The 24728-nt window shown below is 51.4% G+C and carries 21 protein-coding genes; 9 read left to right on the top strand and 12 right to left on the bottom strand.

Features of this window, described 5'->3' with window-relative positions; all coding sequences use genetic code 11:
• Window positions 1-86: 86 nt before the first annotated feature.
• The 3 genes from cdd (at window position 87) to OGY67_RS01725 (ending at window position 2096) form a co-directional block, all read left to right on the top strand.
• Window positions 87-971 carry a cytidine deaminase gene (gene cdd, locus OGY67_RS01735; RefSeq protein ID WP_048234909.1) on the top strand — a complete coding sequence of 295 codons (885 nt, stop codon included), beginning with the start codon at window positions 87-89 and terminating at the stop codon, window positions 969-971.
• Window positions 972-1134: 163 nt separating this feature from the next.
• Window positions 1135-1854, top strand: coding sequence for an outer membrane permeability protein SanA (gene sanA / locus OGY67_RS01730; protein WP_003027383.1), 720 nt, complete (start codon window positions 1135-1137; stop codon window positions 1852-1854).
• A 2-nt stretch (window positions 1855-1856) separates the two neighbouring features.
• On the top strand, window positions 1857-2096 hold the full coding sequence (locus tag OGY67_RS01725; RefSeq protein ID WP_003834502.1) for a DUF2542 family protein: 240 nt from the start codon (window positions 1857-1859) through the stop codon (window positions 2094-2096).
• A gap of 51 nt (window positions 2097-2147) precedes the next feature.
• Here OGY67_RS01725 and mglC read toward each other — a convergent pair whose 3' ends face one another.
• The 6 genes from mglC to folE form a co-directional block, all read right to left on the bottom strand.
• Window positions 2148-3158, bottom strand: a complete 1011-nt coding sequence (gene mglC, locus OGY67_RS01720) for a galactose/methyl galactoside ABC transporter permease MglC (RefSeq protein ID WP_003027393.1) — start codon at window positions 3156-3158, stop codon at window positions 2148-2150.
• A gap of 15 nt (window positions 3159-3173) precedes the next feature.
• Window positions 3174-4694, bottom strand: a complete 1521-nt coding sequence (mglA, locus tag OGY67_RS01715) for a galactose/methyl galactoside ABC transporter ATP-binding protein MglA (RefSeq protein WP_003027396.1) — start codon at window positions 4692-4694, stop codon at window positions 3174-3176.
• Between the two features lie 71 nt (window positions 4695-4765).
• Window positions 4766-5764, bottom strand: a complete 999-nt coding sequence (gene mglB / locus OGY67_RS01710; RefSeq protein WP_003027399.1) for a galactose/glucose ABC transporter substrate-binding protein MglB — start codon at window positions 5762-5764, stop codon at window positions 4766-4768.
• A 293-nt stretch (window positions 5765-6057) separates the two neighbouring features.
• A complete protein-coding gene (gene galS, locus OGY67_RS01705) occupies window positions 6058-7083 on the bottom strand; it encodes an HTH-type transcriptional regulator GalS (protein ID WP_032943995.1) in 1026 nt (341 codons plus the stop codon).
• Between the two features lie 144 nt (window positions 7084-7227).
• Window positions 7228-8385: a DUF418 domain-containing protein YeiB gene (yeiB, locus tag OGY67_RS01700; RefSeq protein WP_191227002.1), complete on the bottom strand. Its 1158-nt coding sequence runs from the start codon at window positions 8383-8385 to the stop codon at window positions 7228-7230.
• A gap of 14 nt (window positions 8386-8399) precedes the next feature.
• Window positions 8400-9068: a GTP cyclohydrolase I FolE gene (gene folE / locus OGY67_RS01695; protein WP_003027410.1), complete on the bottom strand. Its 669-nt coding sequence runs from the start codon at window positions 9066-9068 to the stop codon at window positions 8400-8402.
• A 322-nt stretch (window positions 9069-9390) separates the two neighbouring features.
• Here folE and fghA point away from each other — a divergent pair, with 322 nt between their 5' ends.
• Both fghA and OGY67_RS01685 read left to right on the top strand, forming a co-directional pair.
• Window positions 9391-10227, top strand: a complete 837-nt coding sequence (gene fghA / locus OGY67_RS01690) for an S-formylglutathione hydrolase (protein ID WP_286573208.1) — start codon at window positions 9391-9393, stop codon at window positions 10225-10227.
• Window positions 10228-10506: 279 nt separating this feature from the next.
• Window positions 10507-12492 (top strand): ligand-gated channel protein, encoded by a 1986-nt coding sequence (locus OGY67_RS01685; RefSeq protein WP_103285549.1) that lies wholly within the window; start codon window positions 10507-10509, stop codon window positions 12490-12492.
• Between the two features lie 65 nt (window positions 12493-12557).
• Here the strand turns inward: OGY67_RS01685 and lysP are convergent, their stop codons facing one another.
• Both lysP and yieE read right to left on the bottom strand, forming a co-directional pair.
• Window positions 12558-14027 (bottom strand): lysine-specific permease, encoded by a 1470-nt coding sequence (gene lysP, locus OGY67_RS01680; RefSeq protein ID WP_003834517.1) that lies wholly within the window; start codon window positions 14025-14027, stop codon window positions 12558-12560.
• 195 nt (window positions 14028-14222) lie between these two features.
• On the bottom strand, window positions 14223-15104 hold the full coding sequence (gene yieE / locus OGY67_RS01675) for a DNA-binding transcriptional regulator YeiE (protein WP_111465325.1): 882 nt from the start codon (window positions 15102-15104) through the stop codon (window positions 14223-14225).
• 119 nt (window positions 15105-15223) lie between these two features.
• Between yieE and OGY67_RS01670 the strand changes: the two genes are divergently transcribed.
• Together OGY67_RS01670 and nfo are read left to right on the top strand one after the other, a co-directional pair.
• Window positions 15224-16273 (top strand): YeiH family protein, encoded by a 1050-nt coding sequence (locus tag OGY67_RS01670; RefSeq protein ID WP_071444678.1) that lies wholly within the window; start codon window positions 15224-15226, stop codon window positions 16271-16273.
• A 71-nt stretch (window positions 16274-16344) separates the two neighbouring features.
• Window positions 16345-17202, top strand: coding sequence for a deoxyribonuclease IV (gene nfo, locus OGY67_RS01665; RefSeq protein ID WP_032944004.1), 858 nt, complete (start codon window positions 16345-16347; stop codon window positions 17200-17202).
• Between the two features lie 32 nt (window positions 17203-17234).
• Here nfo and hypT read toward each other — a convergent pair whose 3' ends face one another.
• Window positions 17235-18146, bottom strand: coding sequence for a hypochlorite stress DNA-binding transcriptional regulator HypT (gene hypT / locus OGY67_RS01660; protein ID WP_020996669.1), 912 nt, complete (start codon window positions 18144-18146; stop codon window positions 17235-17237).
• Window positions 18147-18498: 352 nt separating this feature from the next.
• On the opposite strand from hypT, the gene cuyB reads away from it, so the two are divergent.
• A complete protein-coding gene (gene cuyB / locus OGY67_RS01655; RefSeq protein ID WP_020996671.1) occupies window positions 18499-19218 on the top strand; it encodes a cysteate racemase in 720 nt (239 codons plus the stop codon).
• Between the two features lie 75 nt (window positions 19219-19293).
• Entirely contained in the window at window positions 19294-20592 is a 1299-nt protein-coding gene (locus tag OGY67_RS01650; protein ID WP_008785273.1) for an anaerobic C4-dicarboxylate transporter, read from the top strand.
• 107 nt (window positions 20593-20699) lie between these two features.
• Here OGY67_RS01650 and fruA read toward each other — a convergent pair whose 3' ends face one another.
• Genes fruA through fruB form a run of 3 tightly spaced genes read right to left on the bottom strand, consistent with a single transcriptional unit; the run spans window position 20700 to window position 24473 of the window.
• The gene (gene fruA, locus OGY67_RS01645; RefSeq protein WP_286573204.1) at window positions 20700-22388 is read right to left on the bottom strand and encodes a PTS fructose transporter subunit IIBC; all 1689 of its coding nucleotides are present in this window, start codon (window positions 22386-22388) and stop codon (window positions 20700-20702) included.
• A 16-nt stretch (window positions 22389-22404) separates the two neighbouring features.
• Window positions 22405-23343, bottom strand: a complete 939-nt coding sequence (gene fruK / locus OGY67_RS01640; protein WP_003834544.1) for a 1-phosphofructokinase — start codon at window positions 23341-23343, stop codon at window positions 22405-22407.
• Window positions 23343-24473, bottom strand: a complete 1131-nt coding sequence (fruB, locus tag OGY67_RS01635; RefSeq protein WP_003834546.1) for a fused PTS fructose transporter subunit IIA/HPr protein — start codon at window positions 24471-24473, stop codon at window positions 23343-23345. The genes fruK and fruB overlap by 1 nt, the downstream gene beginning before the upstream one ends.
• Between the last annotated feature and the right edge of the window lie 255 nt (window positions 24474-24728).

Here is a 24728-nt window from a genome sequence, read left to right as displayed (position 1 = left end):
TGCATACACAATGAGATTTGGATCACATATAAAGCCATAACAGGCCCGTAAACTACGATTCCATTACATTGTTATGAGGCATCGCCATGCATCCACGTTTTCAAACTGCTTTTGCCCAACTCGCGGATAACTTGCAATCAGCCCTGGCCCCTGTTCTGGCGGATGCACATTTCCCCGCCATGCTAACTGCTGAGCAGGTCTCTTTGCTGAAACGCGAATCGGGACTGGACGAAGACGCGCTGGCATTCGCTCTGCTGCCGCTGGCTGCGGCCTGCGCACGTACTCCGCTGTCCAACTTCAACGTTGGGGCAATTTCTCGCGGCATCAGCGGCAACTGGTACTTCGGTGGGAACATGGAGTTCCTGGGCGCGACCATGCAGCAAACTGTTCATGCCGAGCAAAGCGCTATCAGCCACGCCTGGCTGCGCGGTGAAAAAGGGCTCGCCGCCATCACCGTCAACTACACGCCGTGCGGCCACTGTCGCCAGTTTATGAACGAACTGAACAGCGGACTGGATTTACGGATTCATCTGCCGGGACGTGCGCCACACGTGCTGCGTGATTACCTGCCAGATGCCTTCGGCCCGAAAGATCTGGAGATTAAAACGCTGCTGATGGACGAGCAGGATCACGGCTTCGCGCTGCAGGGCGATGCGTTGACCCAAGCGGCAATCACTGCTGCCAACAGATGTCATATGCCATACAGCAAATCCCCAAGCGGCGTGGCGCTGGAGTGTAAAGATGGCCGTATTTTTAGCGGCAGCTATGCTGAAAATGCCGCCTTTAACCCGACCCTGCCACCGCTGCAGGGCGCGTTAAACCTGTTGAATCTGAACGGTTATGATTATCCAGATATCCAACGCGCCGTGCTGGCTGAAAAAGCCGACGCGCCGTTGATTCAGTGGGATGCGACCTCCGCCACGCTGAAAGCACTGGGCTGCAATAATATTGAGCGCGTTCTCCTGGGTTAATCGACTCAATAACGCCAGTTCGTAGGCCGGATTAGGTGTTTACACCGCCATCCGGCACTATGCAGAATGCCTAAAATCCCCTCAATCAGACTGCTGTTTCTTGCGCTACGTCTTCCGGTACAGTAGCCTGATTGAAATTCCATCCAAATAACGAGTTTTCTGCATGTTAAAGCGCGTGTTTTACAGCCTGTTAGTCCTGTTAGGCTTGCTGCTTTTGACTGTGCTTGGACTCGATCGCTGGATGAGCTGGAAGACTGCTCCCTACATTTACGACGAACTGCAGGATTTACCCTACCGCCAGGTAGGTGTGGTTCTGGGCACGGCGAAGTATTACCGCACCGGTGTCATCAATCAGTATTACCGCTACCGCATTCAGGGCGCATTGAACGCCTATAACAGCGGGAAGGTAAACTATCTGCTGTTAAGCGGCGACAATGCCCAGCAAAGCTACAACGAACCCATGACGATGCGTAAGGATCTGATTGCCGCAGGCGTTGATCCCGCTGACATCGTGCTTGATTACGCCGGGTTCCGCACGCTCGACTCCATCGTGCGTACGCGTAAAGTATTCGATACCAACGATTTCATCATTATTACTCAACGATTCCACTGTGAGCGCGCCTTGTTTATTGCGCTGCATATGGGTATTCAGGCTCAGTGCTATGCGGTGCCTTCGCCAAAAGATATGCTCACCGTGCGGGTACGTGAATTTGGTGCCCGTTTTGGCGCACTCGCCGATCTCTACATTTTCAAACGTGAGCCTCGTTTTTTAGGTCCACTGGTGCCCATCCCTACCATGCATCAGGTACCGGACGATGCGCAGGGGTATCCGGCGGTCACGCCTGAACAATTACTCGAATTACAAAAGAAACAAGGAAAATAAGCATGGAAGGAAAAACGATCTTTATCGTTATTGGCGTACTGATGATTGTTCTCTGGACGTGCAGAGAAGGCCTGAAGGGACTACGTTCCGGTATCGTCGAGAAAACAGTGAAAGGTTCGCAGACGCCAATGATCATTTCTCGCGCTAAAGAGCCCAGCACTTACTGGAGCTATATCATCGTTTATTTCGGTATGGCCATTGGTGCATTGTTCACTGGTATCTGGTTACTCTTTATCAAATAAAAAAACCGATGCAGAACGCCTCTGCACCGGTTTTATTTTTCTCTTCCCAGATTACTTCTTACGCGCGTACTTCAGTGAGTCCAGCGCGACCGCGAAGATAATAATGCCGCCCTTGATAATATACTGCCAGTATGGGTTCACGCCGATGTAGGTCAAACCGTAGTTGATGACGGTGAAGATAATCACACCGGTCACTACGCCAAAAACGGTACCTACCCCGCCGCTGAACGACACGCCGCCAACCACGCACGCCGCAATCGCATCCAGCTCATACATAAAGCCGAGGTTGTTGGTCGCTGAGCCGATACGCCCTGCTTCCAGCAAACCACCGAAGGCATAGAACACGCCAGACAACGCATAGATAATCAGCAGGTTCAGCGCAACGTTTACACCGGACACTTTCGCAGCTTCCGGGTTTCCGCCGATGGCGAAAATGTTTTTACCGAAGCGGGTCTTGTTCCACAGCACCCACACAAAGGCCACCGCAATCAGCGCATAGAATGTGATGTAGGAGAGTCGGAAACTGCCCAGTGCAATAAAGCCCTGCGCAAAGGTTGAGAATCCACTGTCAAAGCCAGAAATTGGCGATGCGCCGACGAAGTCGTAGTACAGGGAGTTGATCCCGTAAACGATAATCATCGTACCCAGTGTGGTAATAAACGGCGTTACGTTCAGATAAGCAATGATAATACCGTTCACCAGACCGATAATGGCGCCAATCACGCAGACAATCAGCACCACTACAATGATCGGCATCGTCGCCATTTCCGGGAACACCTTGTTGGCATTCTCCATCGACTGCAACAGAGTTGCCGCCACCACTGCCGCCAGGCCAACCTGACGCCCCGCCGACAGGTCGGTCCCTTGGGTAACAATCAGTCCAGCCACACCCAATGCGATAATAATACGCACCGAGGATTGCGTGAGAATATTACTCAGGTTCAGTAAGCTTAAGAAAGTGGGATCCTGGAAAATAATAATCGCCAGCAAAACCAAAAGAACAACGTAAATTCCGCCTTCTTTCAGGTAAGTAAGAAAACTTTTCTTATTTAACGCACTCATGAGGAGCCCCTAATCTTAAAGGTGCAAAGACGCAAGACGGAGTATTTCGTTTTGCGTTGTTGTTTTAGTGTCAACAATTCCAGCAACGAGACCATTGCTCATCACCAGAATACGATCGGTAATACCCAGCAGCTCCGGCATTTCAGAGGAAATAATAATAATCCCCTTATCCTTTTTCGCGAGTTCGGCAATCAACTGATAAATTTCAAATTTCGCGCCAACATCGATTCCACGCGTCGGTTCATCCAGCATCAGAATTTCTGGCTGGGTTAATAACCAACGACCAATAACCACTTTTTGCTGATTACCGCCAGAAAGTGAACCGATTTGCGTACGATGACCCGGTGTTTTTACCCTCATGGAGTCAATTACCCACTGGGTATCACTCTTCATGCGGGAATTATCCAACAGACCGACTTTGTTTTTGTAATTTTGGATATTAGAAATTAACGAGTTAAAACCAATGTCCAGATACGCATAAATACCGGTTGAGCGGCGCTCTTCCGTGACCAGCGCAAAACCATGGTTGATGGCTTCATTTGCACTGTGGTTATTAATTTTTTTTCCGTGTAGCGTAATCGTACCTGATGATTTCTCACGAATACCAAAAAGCGTTTCAACGATATCCGTGCGTTTTGCGCCTACCAGACCTGCAATCCCAAGAATCTCCCCTTTGTGCAAATCAAACGAGATATCACGAATCGACGGCTGGCGCAGCGAGGTCAGGTTACGCACTTGCAGAATGACTTCACCAGGTTTGTTTTCTTTATCCGGAAAACGTTGGTTCAGTGAACGTCCAACCATCATGGCGATGATCTTATCCATATCCAGCCCTTCCAGCGGCTGGGTCGCAATCCACTGGCCATCGCGCAGAACGGTAATTTCATCGCACAGCTGGAAGATTTCTTCCATTTTGTGAGAGATATAAACAATACCGCATCCACGCTCTTTCAGCTTACGGATGATGGTGAACAGATGGTTAACTTCTTTTTCGGTTAACGATGAAGTTGGCTCATCCATGATGACGATTTTGGCGTCATAGGAGAATGCTTTCGCAATTTCAATCATCTGCATTTGTGAAACTGATAATGTGCCGACACGCGCACGCGGATCGATATCAATATCCAGTTCATCAAATATCGCTTTGGTATCGCGGTACATTTTTTCCTGATCGACAAACATGCCTTTGGTGGGATAGCGTCCCAGCCACATGTTGTCCATCACAGAACGTTGTAATACCAGGTTTAATTCCTGGTGTACCATCGAAATACCATTTTCGAGCGCTTCTTTCGCAGAATGAAAATCGATTTCTTTACCCTGAAATAAAATACTGCCGGAATCTTTTTGATAGATGCCGAAAAGACATTTCAATAATGTTGATTTCCCCGCTCCATTCTCTCCCATTAGGGCGTGAATAGAATGCGGGCGGACTTTTAAATTGACATTATCAAGCGCCTTAACACCGGGGAAGGACTTGTTGATGCCGGTCATTTCCAACAAGTATTCGCCTGACGACTGAGTATGTGTGCTGACCATAATTATACCTTGTTGGCCTTGCAGAGTGCGTTATTAAGGGCGCAATGAAATTGCGCCCACATACGGAGTATTTATTTGTTGGTGAACTCTGCCAGATTATCTTTATCGACACCTACGTACGGAACGCGAACAATCTTGTTCTCAATTTTCCAGTTAGTGCCATCTGCCGCACCTTTACCGTCAGCCAGGTTTTTCGCCAGATCGAAGGTGGCTTTCGCCTGGTTGTTGGCATCGTTCAGCACGGTACCGGCCATGGCGCCAGATTTCACCAGAGCCAGCGCTTCAGGCAGCGCATCCACACCAAATACTGGTACGCTGGTTTTGTTGTGCGCTTTCAGCGCTTCAACTGCACCCATTGCCATCGCATCGTTGTTAGCGATAACCACTTCAATTTTGTTCGCGTTTGGACCAGACATCCACGCATCCATCTTATCTTTCGCCTGAGCGGTATCCCACATTGCAGTATCTAACTGCAGCTGCTCAGTTTTAATGCCTTTGTCGTTCAGCTCTTTAATCACGTAAGTGGTACGTGCTTCAGCATCCGGGTGTCCCGGTTCGCCTTTCAGCAGAACAAACTGAATTTTGCCGTCTTTGTTCAGGTCCCAGTTCGGGTTAGCTGCCCAGTGTTTGGCAATCAAATCACCCTGAATAATGCCGGACTCTTTAGAGTCGGTACCGACGTAATACGCTTTGTCATAGCTGTCCAGCGCTTTACGAGAAGGTTCTTTATTGAAGAATACGATCGGTACGTTCTGTCCGCGTGCTTTTTCAATGACCGTGCCAGCAGCTGCCGGGTCAACCAGGTTAATCGCCAGTGCTTTAACGCCTTTTGCCAGCAGCACGTCGATCTGATCGTTTTGTTTGGACTGGTCGTTCTGCGAGTCGTTCATCAGCAGCTGTACATCTGGTGCCGCTTTGGCATCTTTTTCAATAGCCTTACGTACTACAGACATAAAGTTATCGTCATACTTATAGATAGTCACACCAATGCGGGTATCAGCAGCGTGCGCAGCCGCGCCGAATAACATGCTTGCCATTACAGCAGACAGGGTCAACACCTTCTTATTCATGGTATCTCCGGTTTTATTATGCAGGGTAGTACTTGAGATAAATGCTCGGCAGGCAGAACGTTACTGAAGTGTTACTGAACGCCGAAGCTCACTTTTAAAAAATATTTCTTCCGTGTCTGGCAACGCTCCAAAAACAGGCTTTAATTTTTGTTTAAGGCACCTATACCTCGATGAAAGTGATTATTCACCGTTACATAGTAGTTACAGCGCAACAAACAGTGTCATCATAGCTATCGCATTGTTAATATACTGTGAATTTACTCACATATTGAAAGCGGTTACATCGCGCAACGTTATGAGTTAGTGATCGGTGCCGCATTCTGCCGCAGCGCGACTGAATGACGACGCACCAGCGTTGGCATAAAACAATGCGACGCCTGCGGATCCAACGTGCCAGCCGCACCCTGTAGCGCAAGCTCCGTCGCCATTTTTGCCATTGAGGCAATGGGATAGCGCACAGTGGTTAGCTGCGGATCGGTGTAACGCGCGATGGGAATATCATCGAAGCCAATGATAGAAAGGTGTAATGGAATAGCGATGCCGTTATCTTTTAGCGCAGTCAGCGCGCCGGCTGCCATATTGTCGTTGTAAGCAAAGACCGCCGTCAGTTGTAAGTTACGCCCCAGCAATTCCACCATCGCGGACTCTCCGCCCTGCATATCGGGCGAACCAGTGCCGACCCAGCTTTCTGCCGCAACAATCCCCTGCTCTTTCAGGGCAGTTAACCACCCTTCTTTGCGCATGGCGTCATCTTCAATACGGTGGCTTGATGCCAGATAACCGATGCGTTGATGACCATTATTTAGCAGCATTCGGGTAGCCATTTTGGCACCGCTGATGTTATCCAGGCAGACGCAACGGTGGGCGTAGCCAGGAACAAGGCGGTTGATCAGTACCATGCCGGGGATTTGATCCATAAACTCGGCCAGTTCCCGATCGCTCAGTGCTTTAGAGTGTACAATCAGCGCGTTACAACGTTGGCGAATCAACACCTCAATGGCATGACGTTCTTTTTCCGCCTCATGGTAGCTGTTGCCAATCAGGACATACTTCTGATGCTGCTGGGCAACCATATCCACGGCTTTTACCAGCGCGCCAAAAAACGCATCTGATACATCCATGACGACAACGCCAATCGTGTCGCTTACCTGCGTCGCCAGCGCTTGTGCGTTGGCATTAGGTCGATAGCCAAGCTGAGTGACTGCCTTCATTACCGCTTCACGCGTATCGGGACTCACCAGCGCACTGTTGTTCAGTACGCGGGAAACGGTCGCTACAGAAACGCCAGACTGCCGTGCCACATCACGAATGGTTACCATATTCACTGCCCTGTTTTAGATTGCGGCTGCCCGCAGACACCCCAGGCTGGGTATTTTGTCAGCACAATGAAACGGACTGCGTGAGTGAAGTCACAGGAATGAAAGCGCTTACATCCATTTTGTTAATGAATGTGATCCAGATCGTTATCTGGATGTTCGCGGTAATGATGTCCCCGCAGCACGCAGGGTTAATTGACGCCACAGCCATTCCACCGGGCCCTGCCGGTAGAAACGCAGCCATATGACAGAGAAAAGTAAGTTAATCGCCCAGACAGGGATGACGAAAAACAGCAGCTCCAGCCGGTCAAATTTCATAAATAAACCGGCCTGATAAAACAACGTGGTGCAGATTAAGGTTTGTAACAGATAGTTGGTTAATGCCATGCGCCCCACACAGGCGATAGCAATGACCCATTTGAAGCGACTAAGCTGCGGCCAGAAACCAAACATCAGCGCGGCATAACCAATGGTTTGCAAAGGCGCACCCAACTCTCGCGGGGCTTGTAACAGGAAGGCACACCAGCGGTAGGACCAGTCCAGTTGCCACTGGGCGACGATAGCAGGCAGGTTAATCGCCATGCCGATAATAACCAGCAAAACGCCAGTGCGTCGATAATGCTGCAAACTGTACTGCCCTTTTAGCCAGCCGCTACGCATTAATGCCGCGCCGAGCAGCATCATTCCCGCCAGTTGCCAACCGTATTGCGCACCCAGCGCCAGCAAGCTATTGGACATCATATCCACGCGATTGCTGATTGCTTCCATTCCGCCGTTCACTTTCCAGTATTTTTCATACAGCAACGCTGAAGCATCCGGTGTCCAGGCGCGGCTGGTTTCGCTCCCGGAGATCACTCCCAGCAGCAGCAGTACGCCAACGCCCACCAGATACAGCAGCACACCGGTGTTAAATAAGCTTTTTACCGACGGCGCATCCCGGATCAGCCGCCAACAAATCAGGCCGATCAAGCCATATGCCAGCAGGATATCGCCATCCCAGAAGAGTAAACCGTGAATAAAACCCAACAGCACCAGCAACGTAAGCCGCGACTGGATCCAGCGTTTACCACGCGGGAGCAGCATTTGCAGACCGGCACCGAACAGTAGCGCAAACAGCGTGAGGAATTTTACCTGCGCGAAGAGATCGAGCAGCGCCCAGGTCCAGGCGTCGGATAAGGTGATGTAGCCATACCAGGCGGGATTGAGGTATGCCGCCTTTGGCAAGCCAAAGGCGCTAATATTGAGAAGCAGGATACCAAGAATGGCGACGCCACGAATAAAATCCAGCGTGACATTACGCTCCATGGTTCCTGCCCTAATCAGTTGTGATGACGTACTGCGCGCAGAAATTCCTGACGCGTGTTCTGGCTGGACTTAAACAATCCGCCAAGAGAAGTAGTGGTGGTCGCACTGGTCGCATCGCGAATGCCGCGCGCTTTCACACAGTAATGCACCGCATCAATCGATACCGCCACATTATTCGTCCCGAGCAGCGTTTGCAGCGCGGTGAGAATTTGCTGGGTCAGACGTTCCTGTACCTGCGGACGCTGTGCAAAGAACTGCACAATGCGGTTAATCTTCGACAGACCAATGACCGAATCTTTCGGAATATACGCCACCGTCGCTTTGCCATCGATAGTGACAAAGTGGTGTTCACAGGTGCTGGTCAGCGTGATATCACGAACCGTGACCATCTCGTCCACCTTCATTTTGTTTTCAATGACGGTGATTTTCGGGAAGTTGGCGTAATCGAGGCCGGAGAAAATCTCATCGACATACATTTTCGCAATGCGATGCGGAGTTTCCATCAGACTGTCATCGCTCAAATCGAGATTGAGCAATTGCATAATCTCGGTCATATGGCCAGAGATAAGACGTTTGCGTGTTTCGTTATCCATCTCTTGCACGGGCGGGCGCAGCGGGGTTTCGAGACCACGCGCAACCAGCGCTTCATGAACCAGTGCCGCTTCTTTACTGAGTGATGACATTTCTTCTTCTCCTGCAGGTGGGGCGCCTCTGCCCTGCATGGGGCAAAGTTTTTAGGCTGTGTCACAGCCAGAACATTGTGCGTGAGGCGGCGCACATAATCCAGTATTCACCGTGATAATTATTGAAATTGGCACAGCCTTTCAGCATTGCTGATTTCACTTGTCGTTCAGCCCGGTGACGTCGAGTGTTAATGTAAAGTTATATAGATGATGAAGTATGTTTGCTCAATGCGGAAGTGAAAGTTACTCACAGTGCTATGAATAATCTGTATTATGATGAGTTCGCAAACACATTCAGGTTCAACACAACAAGGAGCCACGCATGGAAATGCTTGAAGAGCACCGCTGTTTTGAAGGCTGGCAGCAACGCTGGCGTCACGACTCCGCCACGTTAAATTGCGCCATGACCTTCAGTATTTTTCTTCCACCACCCCGTGATAACGCCGCGCCTCCGGTGCTGTACTGGCTGTCGGGCCTGACCTGTAATGATGAAAACTTCACTACCAAAGCAGGCGCGCAGCGCATTGCAGCTGAGCTGGGTATTGTTCTCGTGATGCCGGACACCAGCCCGCGCGGCGAGCAGGTTGCCAACGATGATGGCTACGATTTAGGTCAAGGGGCCGGATTTTACCTCAATGCCACCCAGCAGCCGTGGGCAACGCATTTTCGTATGTATGACTATCTGCGTGATGAGCTTCCGGTACTGATTCAGTCGCAGTTTAACGTCAGCGATCGCTGCGCCATCAGCGGACACTCCATGGGCGGCCACGGCGCATTGATTATGGCGCTGAAAAATCCCGGGAGATACACCAGCGTTTCCGCCTTTGCGCCGATCGTAAACCCTTGTCGCGTTCCGTGGGGTGAGAAGGCGTTTAGCGCTTATCTGGGCGAAGATAAAACACAGTGGGCAGAGTGGGATAGCTGCGCGTTAATGCTGGCCAGCAAACCCGCAGACGCGATCCCGACGTTAATCGATCAGGGAGACAGCGATCAGTTTCTTGCCGATCAGTTGCAGCCCGCGGTACTGGCCGAAACTGCCCGTCAGACCGCATGGCCAATGACGCTACGCATCCAGCCTGGTTACGACCACAGCTATTACTTTATTGCGTCGTTTATTGAGGATCACCTGCGCTTCCACGCCCAGTATTTGCTGAAGTAATTCCTGAGTTGAGGGCGGAAGCCCTCTTCATTTCTCCATCATTCCTTCACTTTTTCTCCTTTTTTCTTCCCCAACTATCTTATTGATTAAAAAAGCATTTCACTCCAAATCATATCAAACACAAATGATTTCTATTATCATTTGTGTTTACAAATATTCATACTTTTGTACAATCCCCCCGCTTCTTTACTGAAAAGAGTCCTTAAAAGACAAATACATACAATTGTCATGGCCTTTCACATGACGCGCAGTTTGATTCATTTAAATGGAATGATACAAATGACTATACCTCACGTTAAGGCTGTAGCTGCCGCAGTATGCGTCGCCTGCCTCCCATCACTCGGCCATGCCGCTGAACAAGACACCGTGGTCGTTACCGCTACCGGTTTCGAGCAGAAAATTCAGGATGCCCCGGCTTCAATATCTGTTATTACCAAGCAGCAGATTGAGGACAAAGCCTATCGAGATGTCACCGATGCGCTAAAAGATGTCCCTGGCGTCGTCGTCACTGGCGGGGGAAGCAGCAGCGATATCAGTATTCGTGGTATGGCTTCGCAATACACGCTGTTCCTGGTCAATGGCAAACGTATCAGCACACGCGGCACACGACCTAACAGCGATAACTCAGGTATTGAACAAGGCTGGTTACCGCCGCTGGAATCCATCGAGCGTATCGAAGTCATCCGTGGCCCAATGTCATCGCTTTACGGCTCCGATGCGATGGGTGGCGTTATTAACGTCATCACCAAAAAAGTGTCGAATACCAAAGCCTGGACCGGATCCTTACACGGCGATGCCACTTTCCAGGAAGACAGAGATTCCGGCGATATTTACCAGACCAACGCCTATGCGTCTGGACCACTGATTGACGGATTACTTGGCGCGAAGGTGACCGGATTATTCTCCCACCGCGCAGAAGATGAAATCGTAAATGGCTACAATGAACAGCGTATGCGTAGCGGGGGATTAACCCTGAACTTTACGCCAGATGATAAAAACGACATCGATTTCGATTACGCACGTGAATTGCAGGATCGCGACAGTACGCCAGGCAAATCCATGGCAGAGGAAAACTGCCGTAACGGAAGCTGTAAGCCCAACAGTAAAAGCGAAAACAAGTATGTGCACACCACGTACTCAATAACCCACAGCGGTTATTACGACGACTTCAACTCCACCAGCTATGTCCAGCAGGAAGAGACCGACAATCCCGGTCGCCAGATGAAGTCCTACAACACGATTTTCAATAACCAGAACCAGGTATTCCTTGGGGCGCACACCCTGACGTTGGGCGGGCAATACCGTTATGAAAAACTACGCGATAACGGCAACCAGCTGCAAGCGGCTGATGGACTGAACAAACTGACCCGCTGGAGCTGGGCGCTGTTTGCTGAAGATGAATGGGCCGTTACCGATACCTTCACGCTGACCGGCGGTCTGCGTATGGATAAGGATGAAAACTACGGTGACAACTGGACGCCGCGCGGCTATGGCGTATGGCATCTGAGCGATCAGTGGACCTTAAAAGGCGGCGTTTCCGCGGGCTATCGCGCACCGGATCTGCGCCAGTCTTCTGCCAGTTGGGGACAGGTCACCGGCGGCGGCCGTCTGAACGGAATCATTGTCGGCAACCCGGATCTGAAGCCGGAGAAAAGCCTCAGCGAAGAGATCGGTTTACTGTGGGATAACGGCAACAACCTCAACGCAGGCGTTACATTGTTCAATACCGACTTTAAAAACAAAATCACCGAAGTTCGCCGTTGTAACAGCAGTTCCGATCCGGCCTGCACCATCGGCAATACTACTTATGACTTCGTCAGCGATCGCGTTAACGTCGATAAAGCCAATATGCGCGGCGTAGAATCCACCTTCGGCTGGAAAATAACCTCCGACGTCAACTGGACCGCGAACTACACCTACACGGAATCTGAGCAGAAAAGCGGTCAGTTCTCCGGCCAACCGTTGAACAAAATGCCGAAGCATATGTTTAACACGACGCTGGACTGGCAGGCTACGCAGGATCTCGGTTTCTGGAGCCGTCTGAATCTGCGCGGGAAAACGTCTGAATACCTGAGCCGTACCTCAATGGCACAGGGCACCCCGTCCTATACTCAGGTCGACGTTGGTTTACGTTACTATGCTACCAAGGATCTGTTGATGACCGCTGGCGTGTATAACGTGCTGGATAAACAAATCGATTACGATACCTACGACACCGTCCTTGATGGACGTCGTTACACGGTTGGCATGACTTACAGCTTCTAAGTCTGACGCAATAAAAAACCCCGGTACTCATCATGCCGGGGTTTTTGTTATGCTTTTTTATACTGTTACTTCTTCACGCGACCCGGGAATTTCATTTCGCTGTAGCGAACAAAACGGGTTCCTTTGGTCAGCTTATAGCCAAACCAGATAATCAGGAACAGCGGGATACCGATATAGGTAGCCATCACGCCGCCCCAGTCAATGCTGTCTTTCAGGAACGCTTCGTAGTTCTGACCCAGGGTAATAATCAGGCACAGCACAAAGGCGAAGATCGGACCCAGCGGGAAGAAGCCAGAACGGTACGGCAGGTCCTTCACATCGTGACCCTGCAGCACATAACCGCGACGGAAGCGATAGTGGCTAATAGCAATCCCCAGCCAGGCGATAAAGCCCGTCATCCCGGAAGTATTCAGCAGCCACAGATACACGGTCTGGTTGCCAAACATTGAAGTCAGGAAGCACAGCCCCGCCACCACGGTGGTCGCATACAGCGCGTTACGCGGTACGCCGCCACGAGACAGTTTGCCGAAAATACGCGGCGCTTTACCGTCACATGCCAGGGTATAAAGCATACGCGTGGAGGCGTACATCCCGGAGTTACCTGCCGACAGCACCGCCGTCAGGATAACTGCGTTCATCACCGCTGCCGCAGACAGCAGACCCGCATGCTGGAATACCAACGTGAACGGGCTAACGCTGATGTCTTTTACATCGTTACGCAGCAGGCTTGGATCGGTGTACGGAATGATCAGGCTGATAATCAAAATCGCGAACACATAGAACAGCAGGATTCGCCAGAACACCTGACGTACCGCACGTGGAATGTTCTTTTCAGGATCTTCAGATTCGCCAGCCGCGATACCGATAAGCTCTGTCCCCTGGAAGGAGAAGCCGACGATCATCGCCACGCCAATCATCGCAGCAAAACCACCGGCAAACGGTGCATCACCGGTCGTCCAGTTGCTCCAGCCCACCGGCTGAGCGCCTTTGAAGATACCGAAAATCATCATCACGCCAACCACGATGAAGATAATGACGGTGGTAACTTTGATCAGTGAGAACCAATATTCCGCTTCACCAAATCCGCGAACGGAAATGTAGTTCAGCAGGAAGATAACGCCAAGGAACAGCGCACTCCAGATCCAGCCCGGCGTGTCCGGGAACCACCAGCTCATCACCAACTGTGCGGCCACCAGGTCAACGGCAATCGTTACCGCCCAGTTGTACCAGTAGTTCCAGCCCAGCGCGAAGCCAAAGCCTTCTTCTACATAGTTCTGACCGTAGGTGGAAAACGAGCCGGAAACCGGCATATAGGCAGCCAGTTCACCGAGGCTGGTCATCAGGAAGTACACCATCAGACCGATCAGAATATAAGAGAACAACGCGCCGCCTGGACCCGCTGCAGAAATAGTTGCACCAGATGCAACGAAAAGACCTGTACCGATGGAGCCTCCAATGGCAATCATCGTCAGGTGACGCGCCTTCAGTTCACGACGTAGCGTGGGCGCTTCTGTGGTTTTAGTTTCGGAAACCATGTGAAAATGCTATCCATCCAAAAAATGAGGCGCGATTGTAGCAGACGAAATGGCATTCTTCCGGCACAAATACGCTGTTATAAGAGACCTTCATGACTGGCCGCGGATTATAAGTAAAGCAGAAAATTTGCGGCGCACAGCGGTTAAGATATAACCGCCGTTCTATAAAGAGATGACCTTACGACTGTAAGCGCCCTATTCGCCCAGCTCGACCTGATCGCTGTAATGTAAAAAACGCGTAATGGCATTTGAAAGGTGTTTTTGACGGTGATGGACGCGCCAGAGAGTGCGGACTAAACGCGGCAGCGGCACGGGAACTTCGCTCAGCGTTCCCGCCTGCAACTGCTCCGCAATGACCCGACGCGACAAGCAGCTGATCCCGAGACCATGGCGTACCGCATGCTTAATGGCCTCTGAGTTACCCAACTCCATTGCCATCTGAAATCTCGGCAGATGAGACAACAGCAGGTAATCCACCAGTTCACGCGTACCGGATCCTCGCTCACGCAGGATCCACGGCGAAGCCGCCAGCTGTTCCAGCGTAACAGGCCCCTTTGTGAGCGGTGACGACGGTGCGGCAAACACCACCAGCTCGTCTTCCAGCCACGGTTCAGAGATAATTTCAGTACTGTGACACGGCCCTTCAATCAGCCCAATGTCTACCCGAAAATCAAGCACCGCATTGATCACATCCTGACTGTTACCCACGCTCAGCTCGAGCGGCAAATCAGGAAAATCCTGCCGATAGCGGGCGATCATAGCAGGCAAGATATAGTTACCAATGGTGCTACTGGCATAGACCCGAATGGCACCATTATCTTCGCGAAAAAGCTGTTCGATTTCGGTCGTTTGCTCAAGTAACGCCAACGCTCGCGGGTAGAGCAAACGCCCGTGCTCGTTGACCACTAGCCGTTTGCCGACGCGGTCAAACAGTTGCACGCCGAGTTGCCCTTCCAGATCGGTAAGTGCCGCACTCACCGCCGATTGCGACAATGCCAGCATGACAGACGCCTGGGTCGTTGAACCGCTTTTTAGTACCTCAGCAAACACTTCAAGTTGCCGCAAGGTGATATGCATAGTCGTTTTCCACCGGATATCCGTTACTTACCACTTATAGAGATTAATTATAAATATATAATCAATTTTATTTTTAAACCACTTCGCCGTACTCTTTTACCCAGATAAAGGAGAAGGATATGACAGAACTCACCTTGCAGACTCATCGTCGTACAGCGTGGCATTTTATTCCGGGGCTTGCCCTAAGTGCAGTTATCACTGGGGTCGCCTTATGGGGTGGATCCATTCCCGCCGTCGCAGGTGCCGGGTTCAGCGCCCTCACCTTAGCAATCTTGTTGGGGATGGTCCTCGGCAACACCGTCTATCCGCACATCTGGAAAAGCTGTGACGGCGGCGTGCTGTTTGCTAAACAACACTTATTACGTTTGGGGATCATCCTCTACGGCTTCCGCCTCACCTTCGCGCAAATTGCTGACGTCGGCGTCAGCGGTATCGTGATTGATGTGTTAACGCTGAGCAGTACCTTTATGATTGCCTGCTTCCTGGGGCAGAAAGTGTTTGGTCTGGACCGCCATACCAGTTGGCTGATTGGTGCGGGGAGCAGCATTTGTGGTGCCGCCGCCGTGCTGGCAACCGAGCCGGTAGTGAAAGCGGAAGCCAGTAAGGTAACCGTCGCTGTCGCCACCGTGGTGATCTTCGGTACCATCGCTATCTTCCTGTATCCGGCAATGTATCCGCTGCTGGCACACTGGTTTAGCCCAGAAACCTACGGCATTTACATTGGTTCCACCATGCATGAAGTAGCACAGGTAGTGGCTGCCGGGCACGCCATTAACCCGGATGCGGAAAACGCCGCGGTTATTGCCAAAATGCTGCGTGTCATGATGCTGGCACCGTTCCTCATCCTCCTGGCCGCACGCGTTAAACAGTTGTCTCCGGCTACGGGCGGTGAGAAAAGCAAAATCACTATTCCATGGTTTGCCATCCTGTTCATTGTGGTCGCGATTTTTAACTCGTTCCACCTGCTGCCGCAGTCGGTTGTGAACATGCTGGTAACGCTGGACACCATTTTGCTGGCAATGGCAATGGCTGCACTGGGGTTAACCACTCACGTTAGCGCACTGAAAAAAGCCGGTGCCAAACCGTTACTGATGGCCCTGCTGCTGTTTGTCTGGCTGATTGTCGGTGGTGGTGCGATTAACGTCGCTGTCCACGCCCTGATGGCATAAACGATCACGACTCACCTCCATTAACCCGCTATACTCTCCCTTTTTGTATTTGAGTATGGCGGGTTAAATTTATGAAATACATCGGAGCGCACGTAAGCGCCGCTGGCGGTCTGGCTAACGCCGCTATTCGAGCCGCAGAAATCGAAGCGACCGCATTCGCCCTGTTCACCAAGAATCAGCGCCAGTGGCGTGCTGCGCCGCTAACCACAGAAATCATTGATGATTTCAAATCTGCCTGCGAGAAGTACCACTACACCTCCGCACAAATCCTGCCTCACGACAGTTACCTGATTAACCTCGGTCACCCGGTCAGCGATGCGCTGGAAAAATCGCGTGATGCGTTTCTTGATGAAATGCAACGCTGTGAACTGCTGGGCTTATCCCTGCTGAACTTTCACCCGGGCAGCCATTTGATGCAGATCCCGGAAGATGAATGTCTGGCGCGCATTGCCGAATCCATCAACATCGTCCTCGCTCAGACCCAGGGCGTGACGGCAGTTATCGAAAATACCGCCGGACAAGGTAGTAATCTGGGATTCAAGTTTGAGCACCTGGCCGCCATTATCGACGGCGTCGAAGATAAGTCCCGTGTTGGCGTTTGTATTGATACCTGCCACGCTTTCGCGGCGGGGTACGATTTGCGTTCCGCAGAAGAGTGCGAAAAGACGTTTGCGGAATTTGAACGTATTGTCGGTTTCAAGTATCTACGCGGTATGCACCTGAACGACGCCAAGAGCGCGTTTGGCAGTCGCGTTGACCGTCATCACAGCCTGGGTGAAGGCAATATTGGCCATGATGCCTTCCGTTGGATTATGCAGGATAATCGTTTTGACGGTATTCCGCTGGTACTGGAAACCATTAATCCGGATATATGGGCCGAAGAGATCGCCTGGCTGAAAGCCCAGCAAACAGAAAAAGCAGTGGCGTAACGATCCCCGCGCGCCAGACAAGCTGGCGCGTATCAAGTGAGCGTAACCAGATCCTCTGGCATATGGTTGTACAAAATCCGCCAGAAATGCTCAGCCGTTTTATTCAAACGGGTATCCATTCGGTAAATATAGGCCTGAATTGGCACCATCAACTCCGGCGTGTCCAGACAAACCAGGCGCTTATCCCGTAGTTCGTTCACGATCGTCCACGCTGGCAGCCAGGCGATACCATGACCATCCAATGCCATATTCTTCAATAGCTCACTCATCGAAGACATAAACAGCGTACGCGCTGAAATACTCCCCACCTCCGCCAGGTGACGGTTAACCAATCTTCCCATGTAGGAAGTGCTGGTATAGTTCAGAATCGGCACCTGCGGCTGATAGATATCAAACAACGCCTTACCCTGTGCATCCGCAGCACAGACGGGATACAGCTCAGACTCAAAAACCTTCAAGCCGCAGAAAGGTGACTGCATTAAGTCTTCATCGCGAAAGGAGATAATAAAATCACTTTTCCCCTCGCGCAGCGTATTCACCGCCTGGACTACGTCAATCGCTTCGACGTGGTAAACAAACTCCTCGCCCCATGCCGACATTGAATGTACTAATCTGGGCAACATCGTCAGCGACAGAGAATGTGCCGCCGCTATTTTGATATTGGGAACGCCAAGCAGGTTGTGACCGCTTAGCTCATCTAAATTGCATTCCAGCTGTTGTAGCAGGCTACGGGTCTGCGAATGGAATAACTTACCCTCCTCCGTCAGCTGCAGTGGACTTGTCGTACGGTCAAACAGCAGCACCCCAACAGCGGATTCGAGCGCCTTGATCCGCCGACTAAATGCCGGTTGGGATAGGTTGCGCTCCTCTGCGGCCTGAGAAAAATGACGACACGCTTCCAGCGTTAGAAAATCATATAACCATTTTGTCTCGATATTTTTCATGCCTGTCACGCGGATGTTTAAATATGTCGATTAGTCTTAAGCATCATGCCTGAATATTCCCGGAGATGATATTCAACATCAGCATCTGGTGATTCGTTTTTTGCATAATACCTTCGTTTTTGACATTAACATGTTTCTTTACCCATCGACCACGACCGCTCACCCACCGCGTAATGTCGGGCCTCTGGCTGATTACCGGCCTGCTGAAGTGGTAAAAGACATCACACTCATGCGTTTATTGCATTGAATCAAACATTATTGCATTTCTCCTCACGACACTCTGCTGTTAAACATAAGCACCAGATAGAAACCAGCTCTGAATATTAAAAATCGGTAAATAGAGGTATATATCGTGAAAGGTTTAATTGGCGTACTTGGTGGTATGGGGCCTGCTGCAACCGTCGATCTTTTTAATAAATTCGTCACATTTACCGCAGCGCAACGCGATCAGGAACATATTCCATTAATTATTTCATCCATCCCTGATATTCCAGACCGAACTGATGCGTTAATGCATCATGGTCATTCCCCACTTCCGGCAATGCGTGATTATATGCACAAACTGGAAGATGCTGGTGCGGAGTGTATTGTGATCCCCTGTAATACCGCCCACTTTTGGTTTAATGAATTAAAAGAGTGCTGTCATACAGAGTTACTCAGTATCGTTGAAACAACCATGAATGAGGTCAAAAACTGCGGAAAATCACGTATCGGTTTACTTGCTACTAACGCCACCCTTTACATGGGACTCTACCAAAAAGGCATAGAATCTCTTGGTTTAACCTGCATCAGTCCTGATTCATCCGGTCAGGAAAAGGTCATGGAAAGTATTTATTGCTTAAAAGCCGGCGACCTTAAGCGGGCACAAACGCTGATGAATGAACAGGCTGAAGTGCTCTTCTCACGCGGCGCACAAATCATTGTACTGGGATGTACTGAAGTCCCCGTCATTCTTGCCGACGCAGTCAGAAAGTCTCCAGATAAATATATTGACTCAACCGGATCATTAGTTCGCGCCGGTATTAAATGGTACGAAAAACGAGTTGGCAAACATCATCTTCTGGCGCAATAACAGCCGTCACCAGATTAATAAAGCATTAAACAACCACTTATTTTAATAACAAATTATTCTCTGGCGGAGGCCATTATGGTTTGGTTAGAAATTATCGTCGTGTTGGGTGCAATATTTTTTGGTATCCGCCTCGGCGGAATAGGTATCGGTTTATGCGGTGGTCTGGGGCTGGCTATTTTAACGTTGGGATTTGATCTGCAAATTGGCTCGCCACCCGTTGACGTTATCCTCATTATTATGACAGTTGTCGTGGCAGCATCGGCGCTACAGGCCGCAGGAGGTATGGATTATCTGGTTCGCGTTGCCGGTAATTTCATGCGGCGTAACCCTAAATATATCAATATTATTGCACCGATTATCACCTGGTCGATGACCATTATGGCCGGAACAGGGTTCATTGTATTTTCTACCCTGCCAGTGATTGCCGAAGTCGCCAAAGAGTCCGGTATCCGCCCTTCTCGTACGCTCGCCGGATCCGTAGTCGCCTCCCAGGTGGCGATATCCGGTTCGCCGATCAGTGCCGCAATGGCGGCTATGCTGACCATTATGGAAGGCAACGGTATCACTTTTATTCAGGTCATGGCTGTATGTCTGCCAGCTTCTTTTGTCGCCGCGATGGTTGCCGCTTTTATCGCCTCACGTCAGGGATGCGAGCTACAGGATGATGAAGTCTATCTGGAACGCCTGCAAAAAGGATTAGTGCGTAAATATGAAGGGCAAAACAGCACCACGCCGGGTGCCAAACTCTCAGTCGCCCTGTTTATGCTGGCAACGGTCGTCATCGTTATTCTTGCCGCCTGCCCGCAGCTACGCCCTGGATTCGATGCAGGCAACCCAATGAATACCCGGGATATCATCATTATCTGTATGCTGGCTGCCGCTTGCCTGATGGTGGTGTTATGCAAAACTTCAACCGATGCTATTGTCCTGACATCCACGTTTCGATCGGGGATGAGTTCACTGGCGGTCATTCTCGGGATTGTTACACTGGGAACGACCTTCATTGATGCCCACTTAGCGGAGATTAAGGATATCGCAGGCGATATTCTACGGGCTTATCCCATGCTGTTGGCACTGGTGCTGTTTGGTACCTGCGCGCTTCTCTACTCGCAAGGCGCCACCACGCCGCTGATCATCCCTCTGGCCGTTGCGCTCGGCGTGCCTACATGGGCAATTCTGGCCTCCTATGTGGCGGTAACCGGGGTGTTTGTTCTACCAACATACCCGACTTCTCTGGCGGCAATGGAGTTCGACACCACAGGGACAACGCGCGTGGGCAAGTATGTCTTAAACCATCCATTTATGCTGCCAGGACTGGGTGGGATCATTGCTGGCGTTGCCTTTGGTTTTATCATTGCGCCAATGATTGCCTGACCCGTTTTATTAAGGCTGGATGGATTATTGTGGCGATGCTGCAACGGTATAGGTAAATGCATAAAAAAAGGGGCAGAGAATTCTCTGCCCCTGGTATTGACGTTAAATCAGGCCGCCCTTGCCACAACCTCAGCTTCCGGGCGCTTCAGCACCGCGTAGGAGAGACCGGCTACCAGCGTACCGGCAATAATTGCCAGCAGGTATCCCAACACCGGCGTGATTGCGCCTGGGATTAACAGGACAAACAGCCCGCCGTGTGGCGCCATCAGCTTCGCACCCACCGCCATCGAGATAGCCCCGGTAATCGCACCACCAACGATACAGCAAGGCAGAACGCGCATTGGGTCACGGGCAGCGAACGGGATTGCCCCTTCGGTAATAAAGCACAGGCCCAGTACCAGAGCAGCTTTACCGCCTTCCTGCTGCGCTTTGTCGAACTTACGACGCGCAACCAGCGTTGCCAGACCCAGAGCCAGCGGAGGTACCATACCCGCAGCCATGATGGCCGCCATCGGCGCATAAGTTTGCGTACTCAGCAGACCCACACCGAAAGCATACGCCGCCTTGTTAACCGGACCACCCATGTCGGTACACATCATGCCGCCAAGAATCGCGCCAAGCAGCACCGCATTGGCCGTACCCATGGTTTGCAGCCAGTGAGTCAAACCTTCCAGAATACCCGCCACTGGTTTGCCGATCAGGTAAATCATGGCCAGACCAACCACCAGGCTTGAGAACAGCGGAATGATCAGGATCGGTTTCAGCGCTTCCATACTCTGCGGGAGTTTCAGCTTCGTGCTGATAAGCTTCGCCACATAACCGGCAAGGAAACCAGCAATAATCCCGCCAATAAAGCCGGAACCGGTGCTCACCGCCAGCATACCGCCGATAAGACCCGGCGTCAGACCCGGACGGTCAGCGATGGAAAACGCGATATAACCTGCCAGTACCGGCACCATCAGCGCGAAGGCTGAACCACCGCCAATCTGCATCAGCGCCGCCGCCAGCGTACCCTGCTCTTTAAACGCTTCGATACCAAAAGCGAACGAGAGTGCAATACACAGACCGCCAGCAACCACCATCGGCAGCATGTAAGAGACGCCCGTCAGCAGGTGACGATACGCCCCCGCGCTCTCTTTCTTACTTTCGGTTGCTGAAGTCTGCGCTTTACCGGTTGGCTGGTACGGTGTTGCTTCTTCCAGCGCTTTGTCCAGCTCCTGCTTGGTTTTCTTCAACGCAAGACCGGTAGAGGTGCGGTACATCGGTTTGCCGGCAAACTTCGCCAGATCAACTTCAATGTCAGCGGCCACAATCACCAGATCAGCCTGAGCCACTTCTTCCGGCGTAATGGCATTACCTGCACCAACAGAACCTCGGGTTTCAACCTTCACCCACCAGCCACGTTTTTTCGCTTCAGTTTCAATCGCTTCAGCGGCCATAAACGTATGAGCAACACCGGTCGGACACGCCGTCACCGCCACCACGCGTTTTGGACCACTGCTGGCCACAGGTGCTGTTGCAACCGGGGCGCTGTAGGGTTTTGCATGGCCTTTAGCTTCGCTGAGGAAGAGTTCAGGATGCGCAACCGCACGACCAATGTCGCCCAGCCAGACTTTTTTGCCGTTCAGCGAACTGTCGGCAGGAAGCGTATCGCCCAGAACAATTGCCAGTTCGGCATCATTCGGATTATCAATAATTTCCAGATGTGCTTTCTGTGCCGCCGCTCCAAGCAGGGTTTTCGCCATGTAAGCGCGAGCCTGGCCGAGATTAGCGTCAATAATCAGCAGCGTTTTCATTATGCCTCTCCTGCTGTCAGTTAAACGGTTTTAAGTCGACACGCGCCATCATTGCGGCCAACTGAGGACGATCGGTAATGCCTACATTACTTTGGCTTACCGCCAGAGCGGCAACAGCCGTCGCCAGACGCAGGGTATGTTCGCTGGACTCACGCATCAGCAGACCGTAAATCAGACCGCCAACCATTGAATCACCCGCGCCGACGGTGCTGACCACCTCAACTGACGGCGGTTTAGCAATCCACTCACCTGAGGCGTTAACCCACAGCGCACCTTCCGCGCCGAGTGAAATCACCACATGAGCGATCCCCTGTTCACGCAGCGCATGCGCCGCTTCAATCACATCTTTCATTTCCGGCAGCTTACGGCCGGCCCAGATTTCCAGTTCGCGACGGTTTGGCTTCACCAGCCATGGTGCCGCTTTCAGACCTGCTACCAACGCTTCACGACTACTATCAAAGATAATGCAAGGACACTGACTACGCAGGCGCGTCATCCAGTCGGTGAAGGCTTCCGGGCTCACGCCGGTTGGCAAACTGCCGCTGACGCACACCATGTCGAACTGGCCCAGCCAGCTCAGCGAATCATTCACAAAGCGTTCCCAGTCAGCCGGGGTAACTTCAAAACCAGAGAAGTTAAAGTCAGATACTTCACCGTCTTTTTCGGTCAGCTTGACGTTAATACGGGTACGGCCCTGCACGACCTGAAAACGGTTGGCAATGCCCAGCTCGCTGAACAACTGCTGAAAACCATCCTGGTTGTCTTTACCCAGGAAGCCGCCCACAGTGACATCGATACCTAAATCCTTCAAAACCTTAGCGACGTTGATCCCTTTCCCTGCCGCATGCAGACCGGTGGTTTTAACCAGGTTCACTTCACCGCGTTCAATTTCCGGGCAGAAGCCCACCAGGTCGTAGGCCGGGTTAAGGGTGATAGTAGCAACACGTCTGCTCATTACGCGCCCTCCCCAAGACCTGCCGCGATGGCTTCGCCAATCGCCTTCAGCGCCTGTTCAGCATCTTCACCCTGTGCAGTAAAGCGCAGGTGATGTCCTTTCTTCACGCCTAACGCCACAACTTTCATCAGACTGCGTCCATTCGCCGGCTTGCCGGTTCCATCAAGATTTGTCACGGTAATTTCACTGTTAAATTGTTTAATCGTATTCACCAGCATGGTGCCCGGGCGGGCATGTAAACCATGCTCATTGCGCACAATAAATTCGGCGCTCAGTACATCATCAGTTAAGGCGTCATCGCTGGTCAGCAGCGCCAGCACCGTTGCCGCATCAGCTTTCAACAAACGGTCAGCTTTATTATTCAGCAGCAGATCGCCAAGGCGCTTCAGCACCGCAACCGGTTGATCGTCATTCATGGCGACGGTCACCAGCAGGGCTGCCGCTTCACCTTGTACATCGAACGCTGTTGCTGCACGGCTGACCGCAACGGCGCTACGCACGTTACCTTCAGCACAGTCATTCAGCCAGATCCCCTGACCAAGATTCATCGGCTGCTCATTGATTGCTCTGGCTACAAAGGTGGCGTCAACCGCACCGACTTCTTTCAGCCGCGCCGCGTTGAGTGCCTGCAGCGTCACCAGTGAGTTGGCCACGACATCCAGCGACAGCGTTTCGTTATCAAGCTTCAGCTGTTCACTTTGCTTTTCACCCATCAGCAGCGCACGCAGTTCTTCCGCCGTGGTCGCAGATTTCAGCTGTTCAGCGACGGAGTCATCGCTCAGCACGTGTGTCAGCTGACGCAGTAAACCGAGGTGTTCATCAGAGCTTGCGGCGATACCAATTGCCACATAAGCAACCTGCCCTTCGCCCCAGGTCACGCCTTGCGGAAACTGAAATACCTGCACACCGGTTTTCAGTACCTGATCGCGCGTGTCCGTCGTACCGTGAGGAATCGCAATACCGTTGCCGAGGAACGTGGACGTCTGTTGTTCGCGCGCCAGCATGCCATCGACGTAGCCTTCCGCGACGTTACCCGCCTGCACTAAGGCAGCGGCAACCTGGCGAATAGCCTCTTCTTTATTCCCGGCCTGTTCGCCCGGGTGAATATCCTGAACAGATAACTGGAACATGATTCTCCTCTCCCGCTGAATTGAAACGATTCAGCCAACATGAGAAAAAAGGCGCCACCCGACTCCATCAGTTAAGGCAAGATGACGCTGAAACGTTTCAAGAAGTCTTGCTCTTTTTTCTTCAGCACACAAGTAAAGTTGACAAATTACTTGCTGAATTTAGAGATAACGCACATTTTCTCTGCGAAGGAGTAAAAAATGCTGACGCAAAAACGCCGTCAGCTTGTCAGATTCAGCAACGTCAGCAAACAGCAG

Source organism: Citrobacter sp. Cpo015 (genome assembly GCF_030333035.1).
Classification (GTDB): Bacteria; Pseudomonadota; Gammaproteobacteria; order Enterobacterales; family Enterobacteriaceae; genus Citrobacter; species Citrobacter portucalensis.
The sequence above is the reverse complement of the archived record's forward strand: the minus strand, read 5'-3'. Positions and strand labels throughout refer to the sequence as shown.